The 18,956-nt window shown below is 61.3% G+C and carries 16 protein-coding genes; 9 read left to right on the forward strand and 7 right to left on the reverse strand.

Going from position 1 to position 18,956, the window contains the following annotated elements:
• Window positions 1–190: 190 nt before the first annotated feature.
• Complete coding sequence (locus ACJ8PL_RS05820; RefSeq protein WP_016928106.1) at window positions 191–1,720, forward strand: SulP family inorganic anion transporter; 1,530 nt, start codon at window positions 191–193, stop codon at window positions 1,718–1,720.
• Between the two features lie 37 nt (window positions 1,721–1,757).
• On the opposite strand, the gene pth is transcribed toward ACJ8PL_RS05820, so the two are convergent.
• Window positions 1,758–2,348 (reverse strand): aminoacyl-tRNA hydrolase, encoded by a 591-nt coding sequence (gene pth / locus ACJ8PL_RS05825; RefSeq protein WP_028128042.1) that lies wholly within the window; start codon window positions 2,346–2,348, stop codon window positions 1,758–1,760.
• A 301-nt stretch (window positions 2,349–2,649) separates the two neighbouring features.
• On the opposite strand from pth, the gene ychH reads away from it, so the two are divergent.
• Complete coding sequence (ychH, locus tag ACJ8PL_RS05830; protein ID WP_004941056.1) at window positions 2,650–2,928, forward strand: stress-induced protein YchH; 279 nt, start codon at window positions 2,650–2,652, stop codon at window positions 2,926–2,928.
• 185 nt (window positions 2,929–3,113) lie between these two features.
• Here ychH and prs read toward each other — a convergent pair whose 3' ends face one another.
• The 3 genes from prs to lolB form a co-directional block, all read right to left on the reverse strand.
• Entirely contained in the window at window positions 3,114–4,061 is a 948-nt protein-coding gene (prs, locus tag ACJ8PL_RS05835; protein WP_004941061.1) for a ribose-phosphate diphosphokinase, read from the reverse strand.
• Between the two features lie 174 nt (window positions 4,062–4,235).
• Window positions 4,236–5,102 (reverse strand): 4-(cytidine 5'-diphospho)-2-C-methyl-D-erythritol kinase, encoded by an 867-nt coding sequence (gene ispE / locus ACJ8PL_RS05840; protein ID WP_016928102.1) that lies wholly within the window; start codon window positions 5,100–5,102, stop codon window positions 4,236–4,238.
• A complete protein-coding gene (lolB, locus tag ACJ8PL_RS05845) occupies window positions 5,099–5,722 on the reverse strand; it encodes a lipoprotein insertase outer membrane protein LolB (RefSeq protein ID WP_004941069.1) in 624 nt (207 codons plus the stop codon). The genes ispE and lolB overlap by 4 nt, the downstream gene beginning before the upstream one ends.
• A 467-nt stretch (window positions 5,723–6,189) precedes the next feature.
• Here lolB and hemA point away from each other — a divergent pair, with 467 nt between their 5' ends.
• From hemA to kdsA, 6 genes are read left to right on the forward strand one after another with little or no spacing between them, the layout of a single operon-like run.
• Entirely contained in the window at window positions 6,190–7,452 is a 1,263-nt protein-coding gene (gene hemA / locus ACJ8PL_RS05850) for a glutamyl-tRNA reductase (protein ID WP_016928100.1), read from the forward strand.
• Window positions 7,453–7,483: 31 nt separating this feature from the next.
• Window positions 7,484–8,569: a peptide chain release factor 1 gene (prfA, locus tag ACJ8PL_RS05855; RefSeq protein ID WP_016928099.1), complete on the forward strand. Its 1,086-nt coding sequence runs from the start codon at window positions 7,484–7,486 to the stop codon at window positions 8,567–8,569.
• Window positions 8,569–9,402 (forward strand): peptide chain release factor N(5)-glutamine methyltransferase, encoded by an 834-nt coding sequence (gene prmC, locus ACJ8PL_RS05860; protein WP_016928098.1) that lies wholly within the window; start codon window positions 8,569–8,571, stop codon window positions 9,400–9,402. Before prfA ends, prmC begins: the two co-directional genes overlap by 1 nt.
• 41 nt (window positions 9,403–9,443) lie before the next feature.
• The gene (locus ACJ8PL_RS05865) at window positions 9,444–9,845 is read left to right on the forward strand and encodes a SirB2 family protein (protein WP_170913124.1); all 402 of its coding nucleotides are present in this window, start codon (window positions 9,444–9,446) and stop codon (window positions 9,843–9,845) included.
• The gene (gene sirB1 / locus ACJ8PL_RS05870; protein WP_016928096.1) at window positions 9,842–10,651 is read left to right on the forward strand and encodes an invasion regulator SirB1; all 810 of its coding nucleotides are present in this window, start codon (window positions 9,842–9,844) and stop codon (window positions 10,649–10,651) included. Before ACJ8PL_RS05865 ends, sirB1 begins: the two co-directional genes overlap by 4 nt.
• Window positions 10,652–10,709: 58 nt before the next feature.
• Window positions 10,710–11,564, forward strand: coding sequence for a 3-deoxy-8-phosphooctulonate synthase (gene kdsA, locus ACJ8PL_RS05875; RefSeq protein WP_004941087.1), 855 nt, complete (start codon window positions 10,710–10,712; stop codon window positions 11,562–11,564).
• Between the two features lie 47 nt (window positions 11,565–11,611).
• On the opposite strand, the gene dauA is transcribed toward kdsA, so the two are convergent.
• Window positions 11,612–13,300: a C4-dicarboxylic acid transporter DauA gene (gene dauA / locus ACJ8PL_RS05880; protein WP_016928094.1), complete on the reverse strand. Its 1,689-nt coding sequence runs from the start codon at window positions 13,298–13,300 to the stop codon at window positions 11,612–11,614.
• A 232-nt stretch (window positions 13,301–13,532) separates the two neighbouring features.
• Complete coding sequence (locus ACJ8PL_RS05885; protein ID WP_004941092.1) at window positions 13,533–14,018, reverse strand: heme-degrading domain-containing protein; 486 nt, start codon at window positions 14,016–14,018, stop codon at window positions 13,533–13,535.
• Between the two features lie 324 nt (window positions 14,019–14,342).
• Here ACJ8PL_RS05885 and ACJ8PL_RS05890 point away from each other — a divergent pair, with 324 nt between their 5' ends.
• Window positions 14,343–15,443, forward strand: a complete 1,101-nt coding sequence (locus tag ACJ8PL_RS05890; protein ID WP_317006194.1) for a GGDEF domain-containing protein — start codon at window positions 14,343–14,345, stop codon at window positions 15,441–15,443.
• Between the two features lie 32 nt (window positions 15,444–15,475).
• Here ACJ8PL_RS05890 and mfd read toward each other — a convergent pair whose 3' ends face one another.
• Window positions 15,476–18,949: a transcription-repair coupling factor gene (gene mfd / locus ACJ8PL_RS05895; protein ID WP_049300657.1), complete on the reverse strand. Its 3,474-nt coding sequence runs from the start codon at window positions 18,947–18,949 to the stop codon at window positions 15,476–15,478.
• Between the last annotated feature and the right edge of the window lie 7 nt (window positions 18,950–18,956).

Raw genomic sequence — 18,956 nt, forward strand, 5'->3', positions numbered from 1 at the left:
CCGGTTTTTGATTGAGATTTGGATCACATTTACCCATACTGGCCGTTTCGATTAACCGACAGGAAACGCGCCGGATGTATTTCTTGCCTACGCCACCCTGAGCTGTGCCCGCCTGCAGTCTGCCGCCCCTTGCGGTACCCCATACCCGCTACGCGGGGAGATGATGTCATCTGTCATAAGTGAATAATGCATGTTTAACCTGAGTAACGTCAGGATCGCGGACGTTAAAAATGAAGTCCTGGCGGGCTTTGTGGTGGCGGTTTCGATGATCCCCGAGGCGGTCGGCTTTTCGCTGGTCGCCGGTCTTTCGCCGATCGTCGGTTTGCATACCGCGTTTATTATCGGCCTGGTCACGGCGCTGTTCGGCGGCAAGCCGGGCATGGTTTCCGGCGCCGCCGGCTCCATTGTGGTGGTGCTGATGAGTCTGGCGGCGCAGTACGGCATGGGTTACGTGCTGTGGGCCACGCTGTTTGCCGGGGGGATCCAAATTCTGATCGGCGCCTTCCGGTTGGGCAAGTTCATTCGGCTGGTGCCGCTGCCGGCGATCCACGGCTTCGTCAACGGTCTGGCGATCGTCATCATGCTGGCGCAGCTGAAGATGATCGCCGGGCAGGGCCCGCTGATGTACGGCCTGGTGGCGCTGGCGATTGCGGTGGTGGTGCTGTTCCCGCGCCTGACCAAAGCCATTCCGTCTTCGCTGGCGGCGCTGCTGGTGGTCTCGGCATTGGCGATCGGCCTCAACCTGCACACGCTGCGGGTGGGCGACCTGGCGGACATTTCCGGCGCGTTGCCGCACTTCAGCCTGCCGACGGCGCCGTTTACCCTGGAGATGGTGCGAGTGGTGCTGCCCTATGCGGTGGTGATCGCCCTGGTCGGTTTGATCGAATCGCTGCTGACCATGACGGTGCTGGATGAAATGGGCGGCAAGAAGGGCAACGGCAACCGCGAGAGTATCGCGCAGGGCGCCGGTAACGCGGTATGCGGCCTGTTCGGCTGCTTCGCCGGCTGCGCGATGATCGGCCAGTCGATCATCAACTTCACCTCGGGCGGGCGCGGGCGCATCTCCGGCACGGTAGGCGCCATCCTGCTGATCCTGTTCGTGGTCAGCCTGTCGCGCTATATCGGCCTGCTGCCGGTGGCGGCGCTGGCCGGGGTGATGCTGGTGGTGTGTTACAACACCTTCGAGTGGAGCTCGCTGCGTCGCTTGCGCCGCATGCCGAAGGCGGACGCGCTGGTGATGGTCGCCGTCACGCTGATCACCATCTTTACCGATCTGGCGGTGGCGGTGATCAGCGGGGTGATTATTTCGGCGCTGGTGTTCGCCTGGCAGCAGGCGCGCATCCGCGTGCGTCAGCGGCAGGTAACGGGCGACGTGGCGGTGTATCAACTGGATGGCCCGCTGTTCTTCGGCTCTGCTGCGGCTTTCGCCGAGCTGTTCGACCCGCAGAGCGATCCGCAGAGCGTGGTGCTGGATTTTGCCGGCACCCGGGTGATGGATTCCAGCGGCGTAGAGGCGATCGATAAGCTGACAGCGCGCTATCTGGCGGCGGGGAAAAGCATTCGTCTGCGCCACCTGAGCGCTGACTGCGTGCGCCTGCTCAAGCGCGCCGGGCCGTTCTGCAGCCATGAGCTGGACGATCCGCAGTATTATGTGGCGGAAGAGGGCTTCACCGCCGATGAGCGCCGCGTGGGCGAGGAGACCTTCAACCCGCGCGGCTAGAAGCCGGTAGCGGGCAGGGTGCCCGCTGCGGCAAGGTTCAGGCCTGCGCCTTGAAGCTGTGCAGGCGCTGAACGGTTTTTTCCAGCCCGTCCTTCATCAGCATCTCGGTGCAGCGCAGCGATTCGTCGATCGCTTCGTCGATCATCTTCTGCTCGCCGGCCGGCGGCTTGCCGAGCACGAAGCCCACCACCTTGTTCTTGTCGCCCGGATGGCCGATGCCGATGCGCAGGCGGTAGAAGTTCGGGTTGTTGCCGAACTTGTTCTGGATGTCTTTCAGGCCGTTGTGGCCGCCGTTGCCGCCGCCGAGCTTGATTTTGGCCACGCCGGGCGGCAGATCCAGCTCGTCGTGCGCCACCAGGATCTCGTTGGGTTCGATGCGATAGAAATTGGCCATCGCCAACACCGCTTTGCCGCTCAGGTTCATGAAGGTGGTCGGCACCAGCAGGCGCACGTCGTTGCCCGCCAGGTTCAAACGGGCGGTGTAGCCGAAGAACTTGCTCTCTTCTTTTAACTGCTGATTGTGGCGCTGGGCCAGCAGATCGACGTACCAGGCGCCGGCGTTGTGGCGTGTCTGGGCGTATTCCGCGCCCGGGTTGGCGAGGCCGACTATCAATTTAATACTGCTCACTGGGAGATTCGCTATGATCAGGGTAATGGAAAGGGCCTTAGTCTACCTGTCGGGGCGGTGAATGACAAAACCCGATCTCTGCCGTCACCTTAGGTAAGAAAGGCGAGTGATTCATTAGCTGAATAATTCAATTTGTCCGCTAATTTTCAGCGCCGTGTTAAGAAGTGTCAATAATTCTTTACCATTTGTGATCGCCTCCGCAATCCCCTTGCCGCAACAGGGACTATACTTAACTTATCAAAGTGGGTTAACAAGTTGCAGCGTTATCCCGGTTGGCACATGGCAATCATGGAGGTGGCATATGAAACGTAGAAGCGCGGACAGAGTGGGCAACTTTTTTATGGGGCTGGGGCTGGTCGTGATGATCGGTGGTGTCGGATACTCCATTATTGCTGAAGTATCCCAGTTCAATCTGCCGCAGTTTTTCGCCCACGGCGCCATCATGAGCATCTTCGTCGGCGCGCTGTTGTGGCTGGTGGGCGCGCGTATCGGCGGCCGCGAGCAGGTGGCGGATCGCTACTGGTGGGTAAAACACTTTGATAAACGGTGCCGCAACGATCAACATCGTTCGTCGCATTGATTAAAAAAACAGAAGGGAAGCAAGAGCAGGGCAAGGGAACATCTGCCGTGCATTAAGGTTTGAGGTCATGTCGGACTACGAGTAGAAAACCCGTTGTTGCTCACGCACCAACGGGTTTTTCTTTTTCTGCTGTCGAGCGCGCTATCTTTCCGGCGCAGTGGGCGCCGCACCGGAAAGATGACGGATCAATGCTCGAACATCGCAGAGATCGACTCTTCGTTGCTGATGCGGCGGATGGCTTCAGCCAGCATGCCGGACAGGGTCAGAGTGCGAACGTTTTTCAGTGCCTTGATTTCCGGCGACAGCGGAATGGTGTCGCAGACGATCACTTCATCAATCACCGAGTTCTTGATGTTGTCCACGGCGTTGCCGGAGAAGATCGGGTGCGTCGCGTAGGCGAATACGCGCTTGGCACCGCGTTCTTTCAACGCTTCAGCCGCTTTACACAAGGTGCCGCCGGTGTCGATCATGTCGTCGACCAGCACGCAGTCGCGGCCTGCCACGTCACCGATGATGTGCATCACCTGAGAAACGTTCGCGCGCGGGCGGCGTTTGTCGATGATGGCCATATCGGTGTCGTTCAGCAGTTTGGCGATGGCGCGGGCGCGCACGACGCCGCCGATGTCCGGGGAAACCACGATCGGGTTTTCCAGGTTCTGCTGCAGCATGTCTTCCAGCAGGATCGGGCTGCCGAACACGTTGTCTACCGGTACGTCGAAGAAGCCTTGAATCTGCTCAGCATGCAGATCCACCGTCAGAACGCGGTCAACCCCTACGCTGGAGAGGAAATCGGCGACAACCTTGGCGGTGATTGGCACACGCGCGGAACGCACGCGGCGATCCTGGCGGGCATAGCCGAAGTAAGGGATAACGGCGGTAATACGACCTGCGGAGGCGCGACGCAGGGCGTCGACCATCACAACCAGTTCCATCAGGTTGTCGTTGGTCGGGGCACAGGTGGACTGGATGATGAAAATATCACCGCCGCGTACATTTTCGTTGATTTGCACGCTCACTTCGCCGTCGCTAAAACGACCTACAGCGGCGTCACCAAGGCTGGTGTACAAACGGTTGGCAATACGTTGTGCTAGTTCCGGGGTGGCGTTACCAGCAAAAAGCTTCATATCAGGCACGAGAAGAACCTCAGGCTTGCGTCCAGAGAAGATATTGTCATGCGACATCGCCAAGGGGCAGTCGGCGACGCCGGCGCAATATACATACGGGTATGTAAAACTAAAATTGAGACCGCAGGCAGCGCAGGGATAACAGGGCCAGGTGTGCATGACCCTGCGCAGCGAAACGTTGAGCTACGACTCAAACCGCCCGGAACGAATGCGATGTAGTGGGGAGACGTTAACGCCGCGCGCTACAAAACCACACAACCACTCCGGGGCTTGATTTAACACCTGACGGGCGGCGATTTCTGTGTCGAATTCAGCAAACACACAAGCACCTGTGCCAGTCAGGCGTGACGGGGCGTATTCTAACAGCCATGAAAGAAGCTGTTCAACCTCGCGAAAACGTTTTCTTGCGATCGGTTCGCAATCATTTGCGTACGGCGCCTGCAACAGCTCACTTAAGGAGCGAACCGGGGTGTTTCTTTTTAATTCGGGGTCGCCGAAGATAACCGGCGTCGGGATGCCGACGCCGGGATGCGCCACCAGATACCATTTTTCCTGCGGCTCGGCCGGCTGCAGACGCTCGCCGATGCCTTCGGCGAAGGCGGCGTGGCCGCGCACGAACACCGGCACATCGGCGCCGAGGCTGAGCCCCAATGCAGCCAGTTGGTCGTCGCCAAGACCGCAGCGCCACAGTTCGTTCAGCGCCACCAGCACGGTGGCGGCGTTGGAGGAGCCGCCGCCCAAACCGCCGCCCATCGGCAGGCGCTTGTCGATGCTGATGTCGGCGCCGCGCGGCGCGGTCTGCAGACCCTGTTCATCACAATAGCGCTGCAGCAGGCGGGCGGCGCGCACGATCAGGTTCTGCTCGTCCGGCACGCCGTCGACCGGCGTCAGCAGGTTAATGCGATCGTCCTGGCGCGGGTCAATGGTCAGGGTGTCGCCGTAGTCCAAAAACTGGAACAGCGTTTGCAGCAGGTGATAGCCGTCTTCACGACGGCCGGTGATGTACAGAAACAGGTTGAGTTTCGCGGGGGAGGGCCACTGGCGGATCATTTGAGCGTCCAGTTATCCATTTTCAGCTTGATGCGCTGGTCGCCCTGCTGCAGCTCCAGACGGTTCGGCAGCGTCGGCTGCACCTCGGTGCTGTAGCTCTGGTAATCCACTTTCCAGGTCTGGCCGCCTTGCTGGTAGGTCAGTTTGCTCAGTCGATATTGGTCATCCAGCGCAAAATCGCTGGCTTCGCCCGGCAGGCCGACCATCCACTGGCGCAGGTTGTTCAGCGGGATCGCCATGCCGGTCAGCTTGCGGATCATCTCTTCCGGGTTGTCGCTGACGTAGCGTTTGCCCTGGTTGTCGGTCAGCTGCACCACGTTTTTCTGTACGTTGAGATCCATTTCCGTGCTGCCCAGCGGGTTAGTCAGCAGCAGGCGGTAGCGCTCCGGCGAAAACTGTTGCCAGAAGAAGCGGGCATAGACTTTTTTCTGATCAGACAAGTAGGCGAAAGAGCCGCGGGTCTGATAGGTGCTAAGCTGCTGCACCGCCTGCTCATGGGCGCGCCACTGCGGTGAGGTCGGGCTGGTGGCCGGGCCGGTCGGCTTGGTGGTGGTACAGGCGGCCAGCACCAGGCTGGCCAGCGGGATCAGACGGAGCAAACTAACTTTGCGTATTGGCATAACTTTTTCTTGTCCTTTTGTCCTTGCGGGCATGCGCGACGAAACCCGGATTCAGCGCTCACGCTAACGGGGTGCCGGCGGCGCGTCAATTTTTTGCTGCATCGCGTTGAATCTTGCCGCGTTTACCGGCGTAGTGCCAACGCGGCGCGCGCGTCGGGGTTGCCATTAAGCGTAACACAATCGCCTGAAGGCGGGGGAGGCGCTCCCGATAAGCGGTGCAGAGTTGCGCAAACGCCGCCGTTATGTGCGTCGAATAGCGTGCGCCTCATCGCAAACTGCGCTAAAATTTAAACAATCAACCTACCCTTTGACTATTTATCCCGCTGTATTTATTACTTATTCATTAATTGATGTCGTCTATGACAGCGATTGAACGGAAGATGCGGTTGTTACTTTTATTGATCCCGCGCATCAAGTAGAATGCCGTTCAACGAGAACCCGTACCAACAGAAGTATTACTCGAAGCAATGACCCTGCTGGCGTTAGGTATAAATCACAAAACCGCTCCGGTTTCTCTGCGTGAAAGGGTGACCTTCTCGCCAGAGTCCATCGATGAGGCGCTGACCAGCTTGCTCCAACAACCGTTGGTGCAGGGCGGCGTCGTGTTGTCCACCTGCAACCGCACCGAGCTGTACCTCAGCGTGGAGCAGCAGGAGCACATGCACGAACAGCTGGTCGCCTGGCTGTGCGCCTACCACAACCTGCGTCCGGAAGAGGTGAAGAAAAGCCTCTACTGGCATCAAGGCAACGACGCGGTCAGCCATCTGATGCGGGTGGCCAGCGGGTTGGACTCGCTGGTGCTGGGCGAACCGCAAATCCTCGGCCAGGTGAAAAAGGCCTTCGCCGAATCCCAACGCGGCCAGTCGCTGTCCGGCGAGCTGGAGCGGCTGTTCCAGAAATCCTTCTCCGTTGCCAAGCGCGTGCGCACCGAAACCGACATCGGCGCCAGCGCGGTCTCCGTGGCTTTCGCCGCCTGTACGCTGGCGCGGCAGATCTTCGAATCGCTGGCCGATCTCAACGTCTTGCTGGTGGGCGCCGGTGAAACCATCGAGCTGGTGGCGCGCCACCTGCGCGAGCACAAAGTGCGGCACATGATCATCGCTAACCGCACCCGCGAGCGCGCGCAATTGCTGGCGGACGAAGTCGGCGCGGAAGTGATCACCCTGCCGGAGATCGACGAACGCCTGGCGGACGCCGACATCATCATCAGTTCCACCGCCAGCCCGCTGCCAATCATCGGAAAAGGGATGGTGGAGCGCGCGCTGAAGGCGCGCCGCAACCAGCCGATGCTGCTGGTGGATATCGCCGTACCGCGCGATATCGAACCGGAGGTCGGCAAACTGGCCAACGCCTATCTGTACAGCGTGGACGATCTGCACGCCATCATTCAAAGCAATCTGGCGCAGCGCAAAGCGGCGGCGGTGCAGGCGGAGTCGATCGTGCAGCAGGAAAGCACCAACTTCATGGCCTGGCTGCGCTCGCAGGGCGCGGTGGAAACCATCCGCGACTACCGTTCGCAGGCCGACCAGATCCGCGCAGAGATGGAGGCCAAAGCGCTGGCCGCCATCGCGCAGGGCGCCAGCGTGGAGCAGGTTATTCACGAGCTGGCCCATAAACTGACCAACCGTCTTATTCATGCCCCTACCAAATCCCTCCAGCAGGCCGCCGGCGACGGCGACGTGGAGCGGTTGCAGTTATTACGCGACAGCCTCGGGCTGGATCAGCATTAGTTTTCTCTATTAACAGGGTTTATTACCACGCATGAAGCCTTCTATTGTTGCCAAACTGGAAGCGTTACAAGAGCGCCATGAAGAAGTGCAGGCGCTGCTCGGCGATGCCGGCGTCATCGCCGAGCAAGACCGGTTCCGCGCGCTGTCGCGAGAATACGCGCAGCTGACCGACGTCAGCCGCTGCTTCCTGGAATGGCGTCAGGTGCAGGAGGATCTGGAGACGGCGGAAATGATGCTGGACGATCCGGAAATGCGCGAGATGGCGCAGGAAGAGCTGAAACAGGCGCGGGCGACCAGCGAAGCGCTGGAACAGCAGCTGCAGGTGTTGCTGCTGCCAAAAGATCCGGACGATGAGCGCAGCTGCTTCCTCGAAGTGCGCGCCGGCACCGGCGGCGATGAGGCGGCGATCTTCGCCGGCGATCTGTTCCGCATGTACAGCCGCTATGCGGAAAGCCGCCGCTGGCGCGTCGAGGTGATGAGCGCCAACGAAGGCGAACACGGCGGCTTCAAAGAAGTGATCGCCAAAGTTTCCGGCGACGGCGTGTACGGCCAGCTGAAGTTTGAATCCGGCGGCCACCGCGTGCAGCGCGTGCCGGAAACCGAATCCCAGGGGCGCATCCACACCTCCGCCTGTACCGTGGCGGTGATGCCGGAAGTGCCGGAAGCCGAGCTGCCGGACATCAACCCGGGCGATCTGAAAATCGACACCTTCCGCTCCTCCGGCGCCGGTGGCCAGCACGTTAACACCACCGACTCGGCGATCCGCATCACCCACCTGCCGACCGGCATCGTGGTGGAGTGCCAGGACGAACGTTCGCAGCACAAAAACAAAGCCAAGGCGATGTCGGTGCTGGGCGCGCGCATTCGCGCCGCCGAGATGGCCAAGCGCCAGCAGGCCGAGGCGTCCACGCGCCGCAACCTGCTGGGCAGCGGCGATCGTTCCGACCGCAACCGCACCTACAACTTCCCGCAGGGGCGGGTGACCGACCACCGCATCAACCTGACGCTCTACCGTCTGGACGAAGTGATGGAAGGCAAACTGGACATGCTGATCCAGCCGATCGTGCAGGAGTATCAGGCCGATCAGCTGGCTGCGCTGTCCGCCGAGCAAGAGTGATGGATTATCAACACTGGCTGAAAGCCGCCGCCGCGCGTTTGACCCACAGCGACAGCGCCCGGCGCGACGCGGAAATCCTGTTGGGTTTCGTGACCGGCAAGGCCAGAACCTTCCTGATGGCGTTCGGGGAAACCCTGCTGACGCCGCCGCAGCAACAGCAGCTGGAGACGCTGCTGGCGCGCCGCGAACGCGGTGAGCCGGTGGCCTATCTGGTGGGTGAACGCGAGTTTTGGTCGCTGCCTCTGTCGGTCTCGCCGGCGACGCTGATCCCACGCCCGGATACCGAATGCCTGGTGGAACTGGCGCTGGCGCGCCTGCCGCCGCAATCCTGCCACTTTCTCGATCTCGGCACCGGCACCGGCGCCATCGCGCTGGCGCTGGCCAGCGAGCGCCCGGATTGTTCGGCTATCGGCGTTGATGTGCAGCCGGAGGCGGTTGCGCTGGCGCAGCACAATGCGCACAAGCTGAGGATCGACAACGTCCGATTTCTACAGGGCAGCTGGTTTGCGCCCGTCGCGGGGCAACGCTTTGCGCTGATCGCCAGCAATCCGCCCTATATCGACGCCGCCGATCCGCATTTGTCACAGGGCGACGTGCGCTTCGAGCCGGGCAGCGCGCTGGTCGCCGCCGATCGCGGGCTGGCGGATCTGGCCGCCATCGTGCGCCAGGCGCCGCACTATTTGCAGCCGCAGGGCTGGCTGCTGTTGGAACATGGTTGGCAGCAGGGCGAGAGCGTGCGCGCGCTGCTGCAGGCCGCCGGATTTTCCGCTGTCGCCACCCACCGTGATTACGGCGACAACGACCGCGTGACGCTCGGCCAATGGCCGGGATAAGCGCCCCTCATAATAACGACGCCCGGGCCATTTAAGGGAGCATCATGACTGCATACACCGCGTTGAAACATTTCCATTTGCTGACGGTCGCCATCAGTATTACCTTGTTTGTGCTGCGTTTCTACTGGCAGTGGCGCCGCTCGCCGATCATGGGGCGCCGCTGGGTCAAGGTAGCGCCGCACCTGAATGACACGCTGCTGTTCGTCAGCGGCATCGCGCTGGTGGTGACGTTCGGGTTTTATCCGCTGCTGGGTATGGACTCATGGCTGACCGAGAAGCTGTTTGGCGTTATTATCTATATCCTGCTTGGCTATGTCGCATTGGGCAAGAAGACCAAAAGTCAGCGGCTGCGAACCGTGGCGTTCGTGCTGGCGTTGGGCTGTCTGTATCTGATAATTAAACTTGCCACGACGAAAATACCGTTTCTGATGGGATACCTATGAGTAGCATTGCTGATTTTGAATTTAACACCTCGCCGCTGAGCGAAGGGGTGATCCTGGTGTCGCAGTCGGTGCGGCGCGACTTCCCGGCTGCCGACGTGGAGCGAAAGCTGCAACAGCTGGTGGATGAAGCGCGTGCGGCAGTGCCGGTCGATATCACTCAGGAGCAGCAACTGGATGCGCTCATTGAACTGTTCTACAAGACCTGGGGATTCGGCGGCGCCAGCGGCGTGTACCGCCTGTCGGACGCCATCTGGCTGGACAAGGTGCTGGAAGGGCGGCAGGGCACGCCGGTCTCTCTGGGCACCATTTTCCTGCACATCGCCAACGCGCTGGATCTGCCGCTGCTGCCGGTGATTTTCCCTACCCAGCTGATCCTGCGCGCCGATTGGCTGGACGAAGAGCTGTGGCTGATCAACCCGCTGAACGGCGAAACCCTGAGTGAGCACCAGCTGGAAGTGTGGATCAAGGGCAACCTGGGGCTGGGCGCCGAGCTGGAAGACGACGACCTCGATGAGTCGGAGAACATCATGGTGGTGCGCAAGATGCTGGACACGTTGAAGGCCGCCCTGATGGAAGAAAAGCAGCTGGAAATGGCGCTGCGCACCAGCGAAACGGTGCTGTGCTTCGATCCGGAAGATCCGTACGAGATCCGCGACCGCGGGCTGATTTATGCCCAGCTGGAGTGCAACCACATCGCGATTTCCGATCTCAACTATTTTGTCGAGCAGTGTCCTGAAGACCCGGTCAGCGAAGTGATCAAAGTACAGATCCACTCGATTGAGCCGAAACAGGTGACGCTGCATTAATTCAATGACTCCGTGCAGTTTGCAAGGCGACGGTAACAACCTTAACAAAGGCGAAAGCATGAAACAGAAAGTGGTTAGCATTGGCGACATCGACGTAGCAAACGACCTGCCGTTTGTGCTGTTTGGCGGTATGAACGTGCTGGAATCGCGCGATCTGGCGATGAGCATCTGCGAGCACTACGTCACCGTGACGCAAAAACTGGGCATTCCTTACGTATTCAAAGCTTCCTTCGACAAAGCCAACCGTTCTTCCATCCACTCGTACCGCGGTCCGGGCCTGGAAGAAGGGATGAAGATCTTCGAAGAGCTGAAAAAAACCTTCGGCGTGAAAATCATCACCGACGTGCATGAAGCGGCGCAGGCGCAGCCGGTTTCCGAAGTGGTTGATGTGATCCAACTGCCGGCCTTCCTGGCGCGTCAGACCGATCTGGTGGAAGCGATGGCGAAAACCGGCGCGGTGATCAACGTCAAGAAGCCGCAGTTCGTCAGCCCGGGGCAGATGGGCAACATTGTCGACAAGTTCAAAGAGGGCGGCAACGACCAGGTGATCCTGTGCGATCGCGGCAGCAACTTTGGCTATGACAACCTGGTGGTCGACATGCTGGGCATCAACGTGATGAAGAACGTCACTGGCGGCCATCCGGTGATCTTCGACGTGACCCACGCGCTGCAGACCCGCGATCCATTCGGTGCCGCGTCCGGCGGCCGCCGCGCTCAGGTGGCCGAGTTGGCGCGCGCCGGTATGGCGGTTGGCCTGGCCGGCCTGTTCCTCGAAGCGCACCCGGATCCGAACAACGCCAAGTGCGACGGTCCTTCCGCGCTGCCGTTGGACAAACTGGAACCGTTCCTGGCGCAGATGAAAGCCATCGACGACCTGGTGAAGAGCTTCCCGGAGCTGGATACCAGCAACTAAGCGCTCGTCGCCATAAAAAAAGCCCGACTTGTCGGGCTTTTTTACGTTTAGGCGCCGGTGGCCGCCAGCGCTTCCGGCAGGGTCGGATAGAACTGCAAGCGGCCCTCGATCGGCTGCACCCGCGCGCGCGCCAGGGTTTTCAGCGGCTGGAATGGCACGTCGGTGATCACCAGCTTTTTATCCGCCGGCAGCACGTCGATAAAGCGCCGCAGGGCGTTCAGGCCGCCGGCGTCGAGCACCGGCACCGCATCCCACTGCAGCACGATTGTTCGGTAGTCCTCGCTGCGCGCCAGCAGTTCGCTAAAGATGCGCTCGGCGGCGGCGAAGAACAGCGGGCCATTCACTCGCAGCACCAGACGGCCGTCATCGGTGCTCAGTTCGCTTAGCCGCGTCATGCGGGCGATGCGGCGCATAAACAGCAGCGACGCCAACACGATGCCCACGGTAATGGCGATCACCATGTCGAACAACACCGTCAGCGACATGCACAGCAGCAGTACCAGAATGTCGTCCTTCGGCGCCCGGCGCAGCAGGTAAATCACTTTGTGAGCCTCGCTCATGTTCCAGGCGACCATCAACAGCAGCGCCGCCATCGCCGCCAGCGGCAGATAAGAGAGCCATGGCGCCAGAACCAGCAGCGCCAACAGCACCAGCAGCGCGTGGATGATGGCGGACACCGGCGAGGTGGCGCCGGCGCGCACGTTGGCGGCCGAGCGGGCAATCGCGGCGGTCGCGGTGATGCCGCCGAAGAACGGCGCGATGATGTTGCCCGCGCCCTGGCCGATCAGTTCGCTGTTCGAGTTATGCTTCTTGCCGGTCATGCCGTCGAGCACCACCGCGCACAGCAGCGATTCGATCGCCCCGAGCATCGCCATCGAAAACGCCGCCGGCAACAGGGCGGAAACGGTTTGCCAACTCAGAGTGAACGGCTGCCCGCCGCCGCCCGGCAGATCCCAAGGCAGCAGCAGCTGCGGCAAGATAGGCGGGATGCCCTGGCCGCTGCTGCCATCGGCCAGCAGGTAGCTGAAGCGGGAGCCGATGGTCGCCACCGGGTGGTCAAACAGCGTCAGCAGCCCCATCAGCGCGGTGCCCGCCAGCAGCGCCGGCAGGTGGCCTGGCACCCGCAGGCCGAGCTTGGGCCAGAAGATCAGGATCAGCAGCGTCACGGCGCCGATCAGGGTATCGCCGAAATCCAGCGTCGGCAGCGCCTGCAGCAGGGCGTACAGCTTGCCGACGTAATTTTCCGGCGTGTGCGCCAGCTGCAGGCCGAAAAAGTCCTTGATCTGCATGGTGGCGATGGTGATGGCGATGCCGGAGGTAAAGCCGAGCGTCACCGGCAGCGGAATGTACTCGATCAGCCGGCCAAAGCGCGCCAGCCCCATCAGCAGCAGAAATACCCCGGAGATCAGCGTGGCGACCAGCAGGCCGGCCAGGCCGAACTGCTGAGAAACCGGATACAGGATCACTACGAAGGCGGCGGTGGGGCCGGAGACGCTGTAGCGCGAACCGCCGCTGACGGCGATGACGATGCCGGCGATGGCGGCGGTATACAGGCCGTACTGCGGCGGCACGCCGCTGGCGATCGCCAGCGCCATCGCCAGCGGGATGGCGATAATACCGACCGTCACCCCGGCGATAGCGTCTTTCAGCAACCGCGCCAGGTTATAAGGTTCCCGCCAGCAGGCGTCTATCAGCGCGCTGAAGGGGCGAATTTTGTTTATTTCATGGGTTTTCATCTACGGTGCGTACCAAATCTTCAAAAGTGAAAGGAATGGCGGGCCCGATGAGGTCCGTCTTGTCACGTGACAGATACCATACGCCTTTTGTTCAGCGGATTACCAGACCTGTGTCAATTTGGCGCAGGAAATCAGAGAGTCGCCCTTTTGTTCGGCGCTAAATGCCGAAAATAGAGAAGTCAGCCGCAGATTCTGCGGCTGAAAAGGAAAGTGACAGTCAAGGTTTTAACGGTTATTGCAGGGCGGGCAGGGATAAGCCGAGAAAGTGGGCTAAAGTGCTCACCAATAGTTGGTGATCTTCCTTCTGCGGCGCGCCGGAAATGCTGATGCTGCCGACGCAGCCGAGGCCGGTCAGGGTGAGCGGGAAGGCGCCGCCGTGCACCGAATAGTCGCGCACGCTCAGCCCGTAACGCTCCTCCAGCGACGTTTGCCGCTGCTGCAGGCGCAGGCCGATGGCGTAAGAGCTTTTGTGAAAATGGTTCACCAGATTGCGCTTGCGCCGCACCCAGTCGGCAATGTCCGGCGTGGCGCCCGGCATGGCGTAATAAAACAGCGTCTGCCCGGCCAGTTGGATCTCGATGGCGATGCTCAGGCCGCGCCGCTCGGCGGCGGTTTTCAGCGCCGCGCCCAGTTCCCAGGCGGTGGCGGCGTCAAAATGGGTAAAGGCCAGCGTCGCTTCCTGTTCGCTGAGCGCTTGCAGTTCATCGTCGATATTCATGCGGTTCTCCCCCGATAACACAACGCTCAGAGTAGCCTGAAGCGTGCGTCGTGAGATAGACGGCTTGGCGATAAGATAGAACTGCTACTCTATTAATAGACTGTGTATCCCTATGGATTTCAAATTGCAGCTAGGCGCCCAGCGATCGCATCCCCGGGAGCTTCCTCAGGTAAGTGACTGGGGTGAGAGCGTGCAGGTAACAACGCTGCGGTTTGAAAGACGACGGGTATAAATGGCCGCCGCCGAAGCGGAGACGACAGGGATGCGTTATTCAACGTCTGCACATTACCCCCCTGGCGATCCCGAGGAGCGCGCTGACTATTTATGACTTACATTGCGTCCATTTCCACCCTTTACAGCGACGCCTGCATCACCTACGCGACGTTGTCGATAAGCTATTTCCTTCTCAGCAAGAATGCCCCTTTTTCTTATCAATCCGCACTGTGGAAGCGCGTTGTTTTCGGCCTGCTGGCCGGGGTGGCGGTGCTGTATTTGAGCCAGGATCGGCTGGAGCTGACCGATAAGGTGCATTACAGCTTTGCTATGATCCCGATGATATTGGTGACGTTCTTCGGCGGCGGCGTCAGCGGGCTGGTAAGCTTTCTGTTCGCTATGGCGCTGACCGGCGGCTTCACCGTCGATAACCTGTTCATCGCCTCGATCGTCGCGCCGCTGCTGCTGTCGCGGGTGTGGCTGAAGAAATCCCATCGGGTGTTTTACCTGACGATCGGCGTCATCGCGCTGTATCGCATCGTTGTGGTGTGGCTGTTGGTGGACCTGAGCGGGCTGTGGCCGGATGTGTTGCTGTACCAGGCGGCTTCGGCGCTCTGTCTGGCGATTTGTTATCATGCGCTGAATTTCAAAGAGCGCCATATCTACGCCTATTTCGCGATGCGCGCGCGCGCCACTACCGACAGCCTGACCCACATCAACAACCGCGCCAGCGTCGATTATCAGCTGATGCTGCAGCGTGCCGAACGCCGCCCGTGCGGGCTGATGATCCTCGATTTGGATAACTTCAAAAGCATCAACGATACCTACGGTCATCCGGCCGGTGACGTGCTGCTGGCCAGCGTCGGCCGGCTGCTGCAAAACAGCGTGCGCAATGAGGACTTCGTCGGGCGCTACGGTGGCGAAGAGTTTATGGTGATCACCGCCAGCTACGATCCGAAGGTCATCGGCGGGGTGGCGGAGCGCATTCGCAGCGCGGTTGAGAACTCGACGTTCTTGCTGAATGCGCATGACGAAGCGCACATCACGCTGTCGATCGGCGTGTCGCTGTATCTGCCGGGCATGACGCTGGACAAGGCGATCGCCATGACCGACGAGGCCTTGTATGAGGCGAAGCGCGGCGGCAAAAACCGGGTGGTGACCAGCCGCGTGATGCAGCTGGCGCCGCTGGGCGCCGGATTCCCGCGCGAATAAGCCGCCTCCGCCGCCACGGCGGGGGCGTTGGCTCAGGCCGCCAGCGTATGCTCGCGGAAGGCGTTCAGCAGCTCTTCGGTGAACGACAGGCGTTTTTGGCGATCGGCCAGATCGAGCGTGAACTTCAGCTTGCTCGGGCCGTCCAGGCGGTAAACCTGCGGATTGCCCTGCAACAGGCCGATCAGATAACCCGGATCGACGCGGTTGTTGTCGCCGAACTCGATAAAGCCGCCGCGCTCGTTGCTCTCGATGCGTTTGATCCCCAGTTTCTGCGCATGCAGGCGCAGCGCCGCGCACTGCAACAGATTGCGCGCCGCATCCGGCAGTTGACCGAAGCGGTCGATCAGCTCGACCTTCAGCTCGTCAAGCTCACCGTCGTTTTTCGCGCTGGCGATACGCTTATACAGGGACAGGCGGGTATTGACGTCGGGAATGAAATCTTCCGGCAGCAGCGCCGGCATGCGCAACTCTACCTCGGTCTGGCTGCTGGTGAGATCTTCCAGCGACGGTTCTCGGCCGTTTTTCAACGCGTCGACGGCGCTTTCCAGCAGCTCCATATAGAGCGAGAAGCCGACGGTGGTCATCTGGCCGCTCTGATCTTCTCCCAGCAGCTCACCGGCGCCGCGGATCTCCAGATCGTGGGTCGCCAGCGCGAAACCGGCGCCGAGATCTTCCAGCGACGCGATGGCCTCGAGCCGTTTATGAGCGTCGGTGCCCATGGCTTTCGGGTTTGGCGTCAGCAGATAGGCGTAAGCCTGGTGGTGCGAACGCCCGACGCGGCCGCGCAGTTGGTGCAGCTGCGCCAGGCCGAAGCGATCGGCCCGCTCGATGATGATGGTGTTGGCGCTGGGGATATCGATGCCGGTTTCGATGATAGTGGTGCACACCAGCACGTTGAAGCGCTGGTGGTGGAAATCGTTCATCACCCGCTCCAGATCGCGTTCGCGCATCTGGCCGTGGCCGATGGCGATGCGCGCTTCCGGCACCAGCTCAGCCAGGCGCTGCGCCGCTTTCTCGATGTTTTCCACGTCGTTGTAGAGGTAGTAAACCTGGCCGCCGCGCAGCACTTCGCGCAGGATCGCCTCGCGCACCACCAGACTGTCGTATTCGCGCACGAAGGTCTTCACCGCCAGCCGGCGCGCCGGTGGGGTGGCGATGATCGACAGATCGCGCATGCCGCTCATCGCCATGTTCAGCGTACGCGGGATCGGCGTGGCGGTCAGCGTCAGGATATCGACGTCGGCGCGCATCGCTTTGATGCGTTCCTTGTGGCGCACGCCAAAGCGGTGCTCTTCATCGACGATCAGCAGCCCCAGGTCTTTCCAGCGCAGATCGCTCTGCAACAGCTTGTGGGTGCCGATAATGATGTCCACTTTGCCTTCGGCCGCGTCGTCCAGCACCTGCTGCTGCTCTTTGGCGCTGCGGAAACGCGACATCATCTCGATGCGGATCGGCCAGGTGGCGAAGCGATCGCGGAAGTTGTCGAAGTGCTGCTGCGCCAGCAGTGTCGTCGGCACCAGGACCGCCACCTGCTTGCCGTTTTCCACCGCCAGGAAGGCGGCGCGCATCGCCACTTCGGTTTTGCCGAAGCCGACGTCGCCGCACACCAGGCGGTCCATCGCCAGCGGCTGACACATGTCGCTCAGCACCGCGTTGATCGCCTGTTCCTGATCCGGCGTGGTTTCGAACGGGAAGCTCTGGCAGAACAGCTGGTACTGCTCGCGGTTGTGTTTGAAGGCGAAACCGGCCTTGGCGGCGCGCTGGGCGTAGATATCCAGCAGCTCGGCCGCTACGTCGCGCACCCGCTCGGCCGCTTTCTGCCGCGCGCGCGTCCAGGCGTCGCCACCCAGTTTGTGCAGCGGAGCGTTTTCGTCCGCGCCGCCGGCGTAGCGGCTGATCAGATGCAGCGAGGACACCGGCACGTACAGCTTGTCCTCACCGGCGTAGGAGAGGATCAGGTATTCGGCCTTGATGCCGCCGGCTTCCAGCGTGGTCAGGCCGACGTAGCGACCAACGCCGTGCTCCAGGTGCACCACCGGCTGGCCGGGATGCAGCTCCGCCAGGTTGCGGATCAGGGTATCGGTGTTGATGGTGCGCCGGTTGTCCTGCCGGCGGCGGCTGACGCGCTCGCCGAGCAGATCGCTTTCGCAGATCAGCGCCCGCTGGCGCAGGCCGTCGAGGAAGCCGTGTTCGGCGGCGCCGACCATCATGTAACGGCCTGTCGTCTCCGCCTGATCGAGACGCTGAATCAGCGCCGGCGCCAGCTTGATGCGGCCGAGCAGATCCTGCAGCGTTTCACGCCGCCCCTCGCTCTCGACGGAGAAAATCACGCTACCGTCGAAGCCTTCGATAAAGCGCCGCAAATTATCCAGCGGGGATTTATGCTGCGCCTGCACCGCCAGATCGGGCAGGGCATGGTAATCCAGATTGGTATTGCCGGCCTTGGCCGGCAGCTCATCGGTTTTCAGCGCGATGCGCGGCCAGGCCTTCAGCTCGCCGAACAGCGCATCAACGCGCAGCCACAGCGTATCCGGCGCCAGCAGCGGACGCATCGGATCGACGCGGCGGCTTTCGTAACGCTGGTTGACGTCCTGCCAGAAGCGCTCGGCGGCGCCCTCCAGATCGCCGGTATTGACGATCAGCGTATTGGCCGGCAGGTAGCTGAACAGCGACGGCAGCGGCTGGCTGAAGAACAGCGGCTGCCAGTATTCGATACCGGCGGGCCAGGCGCTTTTGCTGACCTGCTGATAGATGTGCTCGGCGTCGCGACGCACCTCAAACTGCTCGCGCCACTGGCTGCGGAACAGCTCGATGGCGTTCTTGTCGGTGGGGAACTCGTGGGCCGGCAACAGATTGATGGCCTCGACTTCGCTCAGCGTGCGCTGGGTATCGACGTCGAAGATGCGCAGACTGTCGATTTCGTCATCGAAAAAGTCGATGCGGTAAGGCTCATCGCTGCCCATCGGGTAAAGATCGAGCAGCGCGCCGCGGGTGGCGAATTCGCCATGCTCCATCACCTGATCGACGCTGCGGTAACCGGCCTGTTCCAACTGCGCGCGCAGCTTGTCGCGCGACAGGCGCTGGCCTTTCTTCATCACCAGCGCGTGGCCGTGCAGGAATTCGTGCGGGCAGACGCGCTGCATCAGGGTGTTGACCGGCAGAATGATCACGCCGCGCGCCATGGTCGGCAGGTGATACAGGCTCGACAAACGATCCGAGATGATTTCCTGATGCGGCGAGAAGCTGTCGTACGGCAGGGTTTCCCAGTCGGACAGCGTGGTCACCATCTGATCGGTGAACTGCTGGATCTCGTCGCGCAGCCGCAGGGCGTTTTGCATGTCCGGCGCGATCAGCATCACCGGGCCAGGGTGGCGTTCGACGATCTCGGCGCACTCCACGGCACAGGCCGCGCCGGTCAGTTGCCCCAGTTGGCGCAGATCGCCCGCGCGATCGGGCAGAGAATAACGGGGGGATGAAGAACGGTTACGGCTATCGGAAGTGCTCATTCAGGTA

This window comes from Serratia sp. CY83965 (genome assembly GCF_052166375.1).
Classification (GTDB): Bacteria; Pseudomonadota; Gammaproteobacteria; order Enterobacterales; family Enterobacteriaceae; genus Serratia; species Serratia marcescens.